Annotated in this window: 5 protein-coding genes and 1 pseudogene; 5 read left to right on the top strand and 1 reads right to left on the bottom strand. The window is 61.9% G+C overall.

What is annotated here, in order from left to right; genetic code table 11:
* The 5 genes and pseudogenes from scpB to AD948_RS00740 form a co-directional block, all read left to right on the top strand.
* Nucleotides 1–830: pseudogene (gene scpB, locus AD948_RS00760) on the top strand (SMC-Scp complex subunit ScpB); the annotation flags it as partial.
* Between the two features lie 483 nt (nucleotides 831–1,313).
* Complete coding sequence (tatB, locus tag AD948_RS00755) at nucleotides 1,314–2,132, top strand: Sec-independent protein translocase protein TatB (RefSeq protein WP_082782230.1); 819 nt, start codon at nucleotides 1,314–1,316, stop codon at nucleotides 2,130–2,132.
* On the top strand, nucleotides 2,129–2,938 hold the full coding sequence (gene tatC / locus AD948_RS00750) for a twin-arginine translocase subunit TatC (RefSeq protein WP_061470279.1): 810 nt from the start codon (nucleotides 2,129–2,131) through the stop codon (nucleotides 2,936–2,938). The genes tatB and tatC overlap by 4 nt, the downstream gene beginning before the upstream one ends.
* A 39-nt stretch (nucleotides 2,939–2,977) precedes the next feature.
* The gene (gene serS, locus AD948_RS00745) at nucleotides 2,978–4,249 is read left to right on the top strand and encodes a serine--tRNA ligase (protein WP_061470278.1); all 1,272 of its coding nucleotides are present in this window, start codon (nucleotides 2,978–2,980) and stop codon (nucleotides 4,247–4,249) included.
* Between the two features lie 379 nt (nucleotides 4,250–4,628).
* A complete protein-coding gene (locus AD948_RS00740; protein ID WP_248845863.1) occupies nucleotides 4,629–5,819 on the top strand; it encodes a major royal jelly family protein in 1,191 nt (396 codons plus the stop codon).
* A gap of 488 nt (nucleotides 5,820–6,307) precedes the next feature.
* Here the strand turns inward: AD948_RS00740 and AD948_RS00735 are convergent.
* The coding region (locus tag AD948_RS00735; protein WP_169797364.1) for a sensor histidine kinase at nucleotides 6,308–7,069 on the bottom strand (762 nt) is incomplete at its 5' end.

Here is a 7,069-nt window from a genome sequence, read left to right as displayed (position 1 = left end):
CAGAAGCAGAAGCAGAAGCAGAAGCAGAAGCAGAAGCAGAAAAATTACCTGACCCGATGCTGGAGCCATCCTTCACGGTGCCGGACGATGCCGTAAGGCTGGCGGAGGCGCTGATCTTTGCCGGAACGGAGCCTGTCAGCACCCGCCGGGTGGCGGAGTTGCTGGAAGCCCGGCAGCTTATTCCTGATGGGGTGGACAATCTGGCTGCGTTTGTGAACGCCGTGCTGGCCGCCCTTGTGGCCCGGTATGAAGGCCGGGGCGTGGCACCCGTTGAAGTGGCCGGCGGCTGGCAGTTCCGCACCGCGCCAGATCTGGCCCCGGCGCTTACCCGTGTGCTGGAACGTCCACGCCGCCTGCCGCGTGCGGTGATGGAGACACTGGCCATCATCGCCTATCATCAGCCCTGCACCCGTGTGGAAATTGAAGAAATTCGTGGTGTCAGCCTTGGGCAGAACGTGCTGGATACGCTGATTGAGGCCTCGTTGATCGCGCCGCGTGGGCGTAAGGAAGTGCCGGGCCGCCCGGTGCTGTGGGGCACCACGCCCGATTTCCTGCGTCATTTTGGTCTGCGTGCCCTCTCGGACCTTCCCCGGCGTGAAGAATTGCTGGTGGATGTGCCCAATCTGGAAGCAGACCCGCGCCTACCGTCCGCTGATGCGCCCGCCTCCGCCCCGGACGGTGAGGAAGATGCTCAGGCGGCCGCTCAGCAGGACGGGACACCCTCAGGCGACCAGCAGGAGGATGCGCCCGAGGCGGAGGGACAGACTTCAGATACAGGTGGTCCGGCCTCCGCAGCGGCGACGGTCTCACCGGAATCCCCCGAGCGCTCCGGTGCGACAGGTGCCGCCGTCGGCACAGAGGCAACGGAAGCAGCCATGGGCGAGCCGGACTCAGAAGACACTGACCATCCGGAAGCGCGCCACGAGGATGACGTTTCTGCCTCTCACTCCGATACCTCCGCGCCGCAGGCGGGAGACCCTGTGGAGACAGACCCGGACCTGAGCGCGGCCGACGAAAACACGGTGGAGGACGATGCGTTCTCCACCTTTGAAGAGCCGGATAGCCCGCGTGAGGCCCCCGATGGTGACCCCAGTGGTCCCGCCGATGCCGGGCCGGAGGGGAGTGTGCAGGATACGCCTGCGGAGGGAACGGTTTTCCCGCCGGAGCGGTCGTGATAGACCAACGGCATCTGTGTGTCAGACCCACCAGCACCCGGCAGGGTGGGGTGGGCTGTTGCATGCGTGAAAACAAGAGCCCTGCCTGTGGGAAGAAACTCCCTTCTTCCGGCGTTATGCTGCTGAGTGGTCCTGCCGATGTTTGATTTTGCCTGGTCCGAGATTGCCCTGATCGGTGCGGTTGCTCTTGTGGTGATCGGCCCGAAGGATCTGCCGGTGGCTATTCGCGGGCTGGCGAAGGCGGTCAAGAAAGCCCGTAATCTGGCGGGCGAGTTTCAGTCGCACGTTGATGAAATGGTGCGCGAGGCCGATCTGGGCGAGGTGCGGGAGCACATGCGGGACCTGCGCAACCTGAACGTGCGCGGGCGGATCATGAAGGCCATTGATTCCGATGGCTCGCTGAAACGCACATTTGAATCCTCCCCGCTTGATGGGCCAGTGATGCGTGCACCGGCTGGCCCGCGCGCGCTGGATGCAGCACCAGCGCACACACCGGGGGCTCCCGCGGCCTCTTCCGCCATGCTGGAGGAACGCAGCGTCGGGCTGCCCAGCCTGCCGCCCGTGCCCGGCGGCCAGAGTACGCTTTACGACTATGATAGCCCTTCCGTGCTGGAAGAGCTGGAAGATGCGCCGCCAGAACTGCCGCCCGGTATTGTGCGCCGCATTGTGCGGGAGCGGGAGCGACTGTTTCCGCCCGCCATTCTACCACCCGTGCGTGTGCTGCATGGTGGCCGCAGCGTAGCACCCGGCCCGGGTGGCCCCGCGGCAGGGGATCATACGGGTTCAGATGCCGCCGTTGCGCAGGCTGCAAGTGGTTCTGTCCCTCCGGCCACTTCTACCGAAGTGGAGGAAAAACCCGCTTACATGCCGCCAGAAGCCCACGCCGCCATGCACGCCACCCCCACCGCTCATGGAGCGGACGCCAGCCCAAGCGCCCAGCCGGATAGTCAGTCATGACGGAGAACGAGACCCTGCACGACGATCCGATTCACGATCAGCCCATGCCGCTGATTGACCATCTTCTTGAACTGCGCCGCAGGCTGCTGTGGTCCGGGGCTGCGTTTCTGGTGTGCTTTGCCCTGTGCTACCATTATGCGGGCGATATCTACCTGTTTCTGGCCCGCCCTCTGGGTGAGATCATGCGCCAGCAGGGCGAGCAGCCGCATCTGATCTACACCGCGCTGTATGAAGCCTTCTTTACCTATATCCGGGTGGCGTTCTTCGGGGCGGCGTTTCTGTCCTTTCCGGTTATTGCCATTCAGGCATGGATCTTTATTGCCCCCGGCCTTTATCGATCGGAAAAACGCGCTTTTGCACCGTTTCTGGTGGCCACACCGGTGCTGTTCTTCCTTGGGGCCGCGTTGGCCTATTACTTTATTTTCCCATTGGCGTGGCGGTTTTTCCTGTCTTTTCAGACACCGGGCAGCAGCGGTGGGGTGCAGATCGAACTTCAGGCCAAGGTGTCTGAATATCTCTCACTCGTCATGAAGCTCATCATGGCGTTTGGCGTGGCGTTTGAACTGCCGGTGGTGCTTACGCTGCTGGCTCGGGCAGGCATTGTTTCGGCTGACATGCTGCGGCGTTTCCGCCGGTACGCCATTGTGGGGGCGTTTGTCATTGCCGCCATTATCATGCCGCCCGATGTCATCACGATGGTAGGGCTGGCCGTGCCGCTCGTTCTCCTTTACGAGATTTCCATTCTGTCTGCTTGGCTTGTGGAGCCCAAACGCCCGCTGGATGCTCCGCCGCCGGAGCAGGACTGAAGCAAGACGCAACCAACTCACCAAGGGGCTTTCTGACCCATGCATGATATCCGCGCCCTGCGCGCAGACCCTGCCGCTTTTGATGCCGACCTGGCCCGCCGTGGGCTGGAACCCGTAGCGCAGAAACTGCTCTCGTGGGATGAGGAACGGCGGCAGGCCCAGACCGCGTTGCAGGAAAAGCAGGCCCGCCGCAAGGCGCTGGCGCGTGAGATCGGCACCCTCAAACGCACGGGTGGAGACAGCGCCGCGCTTGAGGCGGAAGGCACTACCCTGCGTGAGAGCATGGAAGAGCTTGAACGCCGCGTAACCGATCTGGAAGGCCAGACCGCGACCCTTCTGGCGACGCTGCCCAACCGGCTTGACCCCACCGTGCCCGATGGCCCGGATGAGAGCGCAAACGTGGTGCAGCATGTGTGGGGCACACAGCCGGACTTCTCCTTCACCGCCCGCCAGCATTTTGAACTGGGTGAAGCGCTGGGGCAGATGGATTTTGCCACTGCTGGCAAACTCTCTGGCGCGCGCTTTGTGGTGTTGCGCGGCGCGTTGGCGCGTCTGGCCCGTGCACTTGGTCAGTTCATGCTGGACCTGCATGTGGACCATCACGGCTACACGGAAACACAGGTGCCCGTGCTGGTGAATGATGCCGCCATGTATGGCACGGACAAACTGCCCAAATTTGCTGATCAGTCCTTCCGCACGGAAGATGGCCGCTGGCTGATCCCCACAGCGGAAGTGCCGCTGACGGCCTCCGTGAGCGGAGATATTCTGGACGGCAAGACGCTCCCCCTGCGCATGACGGCGCTGAGCCAGTGTTTCCGTAGCGAGGCCGGGTCTGCCGGGCGCGATGTGCGCGGCATGCTGCGCCAGCACCAGTTTGAAAAAGTGGAAATGGTGTCCGTCACCACCCCGGAAGACAGTGATGCCGAGCACGAACGCATGACGCGCTGTGCCGAAACCGTTCTGGAAAAGCTGGGTATTCCCTACCGCCGTGTGCTGCTGTGTGCGGGAGACACCGGCTTTGGTGCAGCCAAGACGTTTGATCTTGAAGCGTGGCTGCCGGGGCAGGGTGCGTGGCGTGAAATCTCCTCCTGCTCCAACACGCGGGACTTTCAGGCCCGCCGTATGAACGCCCGCTTCCGCCCGCAGCAGGGTGAAGCTCCGGTGTTTGTGCACACGCTCAACGGTTCCGGTCTGGCTGTGGGCCGCACACTGATTGCGGTTATGGAAAACGGCCAGAACGAGGATGGCTCCATCACCGTGCCAGAGGTGCTGCGTCCTTACATGGGTGGCCTGGAACGCATTAGCGCCTGAGGCAAAGTGTCCGGCGAGGCCAAAATGGGCTGAACCGGCGCTCCTCTTTCTGCACGGGCGTGGCAGGTGTTGCTTGCCCGCCAGTGCAGAGGATGGCCTGAAAATTCGTTGCAGTAGGGAGCGTGGTGAAACCCGTTCCAAACGGGCCGAAAAGCGTGCGAGGCAGAAATGGTGCGGACGTTTGGCGCGCCGCACTGCCAGCAACCCAGTTCAGCAAGACCGTCAGATCAGTTTGGTTATGTTGTGCTAAAAAGGGCGATCTTTTCCACCCAGATGTCTCGTCCTGGGCGTCGCCTGAGTCTTTTCAGTCCTCCATTGCTCTCGCCAGCCTTGTACCGCTGAGAGGCCACGTCGCCTTCATAAAGAAAGAACGCCAGATATGATGCTGTTTCCCCCACATTCCGCAAACCATGCTCTTGCTCGTAAACGGGTAAGGTCCCGTTCCGCGTGGCGGCTGTGCAGTGCGCTTCTGGGGGCTGTGGCGTTGGGTGCTGTGTCTGGCACGGCGCTGGCGGAAGACACCACGGTGCACGGCTGGAACACCACCGGCAACCTGACCGTGGTAGACCGGTTTGCGGATGAACAGGCGTCCGGCATTGCACGCCTGCCAGATGGGCGGATTGTGCTGTCCTTCCCCACCAGTGCGCAGCGTCATAAAGGTCCGGTTCTGGCCACATGGACACCGGGCCAGCTTACACCGTTCCCCAGTGCGAAGGCGCAAGGCAAGCTCATTTCCCCGCTAGGCATGACGGTGGATGGCAACGGCCAACTCTGGCTGCTGGATGAAGGCGTGCGCGCAGGCAGCAAGGCCAAGGCAAAACCCGCCCTGCTGCATATTGACCCCACCACCAACACCATTGTGCGCCGTTATGCGCTGACCGCGCCCGCCGTGCGGGCAGACAGCCACGTGAATGATGTGCGGATTGACCTTACCCACGGCAGCGCAGGTACGGCGTTTATCAGTGATACCTCGCAGACCACTCACCCGGCCATGATTGTGGTTGATCTGGCCAGCGGGCAGGCGCGGCGTATTCTGGCTGATACGGTTTCCGTCAGCCCCGTGCCCGGTTTTGTGATGGAGGCCGATGGGCGTCTTGGCCGTTTTGATGCAGACCACCCCACCGTGCCGCAGGGCGGGGTGGATGGCGTGGCCCTGAGCACGGATTCCACACGCCTTTACTGGTCTCCGCTGTCTTCCCGCCGCCTCTATAGTGCTCCCACCGCTGTGCTGGCAGACAGCGCAGCTTCGGACGCCACGCTTGAAGGCGCGGTCAAGGATGAAGGTGAAGTGGGCATCATGGATGGCATGGCCACCGCCCCGGATGGCAGCCTGTATGTGACAGACATTGAACGCCACGCCATTGTCCGCCGTGCGCCAGATGGCACGCTCTCTCTCGTGGCGCAGGACGCCCGTCTGATCGCGCCAGACAGCATGGCGTTTGATGGCAACTCCATCCTGCTGACGGTGGGCCAATGGGCCCGCCTGCCTGCCTTCCATAATGGCAAGGACATGCAGGAACGTCCCTACATTCTGGTGCGCATTACGCCGCCAGCACCCGTGGCCCAATAAGAGCGCCAGATAACGGACGAAAAGGGTGACGTGAGCCCTCCTTCAGGCAGGTCCGCGCCGTTTTGCGCCTGCCGTCGGAAGGGGACTCTGATGTTTCCTCATCAGGGCTTCACATCTCCCCTTTTCCAGTCAAAAGTTTTCAGTTTTCAGTTTTCAGTTTTCAGTTTTCAGTTTTCAGTTTTCAGTTTTCAGTTTTCAGTTGCCAGTTGCCAGTTGCCAGTTGCCAGTTGCCAGTTGCCAGTTGCCACGGCACACGGCACACGGCACACGACACATGGTTCTTGGTTCTCGGTTCTCGGTTCTCGGTCATGGGGCATGGGCTGTGCAGGCGGCTTTCTGACCACGAGACAGTATTCCCACTCACACAGGAATGCCGCCATGCGTGGCAAGAGCGTTCTGTCAGCGGCGTGACGCCTTTTCAGGCGACGTCTCTGCCGCCTTTCTGTCGCTGCTGCCGTTCAGATGAAGGAAAGCTGTGTGGAACTGACCTACGCCGCATCCTGCGGGAAAATCAGTTGCACCATAAAGCCGTCTTTCTGCCCCGGTATGGGGGAGGCAAGCTGCATCGGCACGTTCATATGTCTGGCGATGGTGCGGGCAATGGCCAGCCCAAGCCCGCTACCTTCGGCCTGGGAGCCGCCCCGCACAAACGGGTCTGTCAGTTTGCTGAGTGTGGCTTCCGGCAAAGCGGGCGAGGCGTTCTCTACAGTCAAAATAACAGCGTCTGCCATTTCCGGCTGTTGTCGTAATGCCGCCAAGCTGGAACCCGTCGCGCCCTGAGCCTGCGTGCGAGAGATAATGTCCTTTCCCATAGGTGAGTCCGCCAAAGCGAGACTGACGCGCACGGGAGAATCCGACGGACTATGGCGCAAGGCGTTCTCCAGCACATTGCGCAGCAGGATTCCGGTAGCATCCATGTCCCCCCGTACGCTCAGATGGGTGCAGCAGCCGGTTTCCAGCATCAGGCGCGGGTTATCGCTGTTCTGGGGGCGGTCCAGTTCATCCGCCATCACGTGCAACACCGGCAGCAGGTCAAACTTGTCCCGCCGAAACCCCGTTCCAGCCACCGCGCGGGAGAGTTGCAGCAGTTTTTCCACAATGCGGCTCAGGCGCTGAATCTGGCTGATCATGGCGTCCAGCCGGTATGTTGCGTCCTCCACGGCGGTTTGCTCTGCTTTTTCGCTTGCAGACAACGCGGTTTGCGGCATCACGCCAGTGCCAGTGCCAGTGCCAGTGCCAGTGCCAGTGCC

Origin of the sequence: Acetobacter senegalensis (genome assembly GCF_001580995.1) — a bacterium.
In the GTDB taxonomy this organism is placed as follows: Bacteria; Pseudomonadota; Alphaproteobacteria; order Acetobacterales; family Acetobacteraceae; genus Acetobacter; species Acetobacter senegalensis.
This window is presented reverse-complemented; position numbering and strand designations above follow the sequence as displayed.

Excerpts from the sequence above, each read along its gene's own strand:
- tatB (WP_082782230.1), top strand. The coding sequence starts at position 1,314 with ATGTTTGATTTTGCCTGGTCCGAGATTGCCCTGATCGGTGCGGTTGCT.
- tatC (WP_061470279.1), top strand. The coding sequence starts at position 2,129 with ATGACGGAGAACGAGACCCTGCACGACGATCCGATTCACGATCAGCCC.
- serS (WP_061470278.1), top strand. The coding sequence starts at position 2,978 with ATGCATGATATCCGCGCCCTGCGCGCAGACCCTGCCGCTTTTGATGCC.
- AD948_RS00740 (WP_248845863.1), top strand. The coding sequence starts at position 4,629 with ATGATGCTGTTTCCCCCACATTCCGCAAACCATGCTCTTGCTCGTAAA.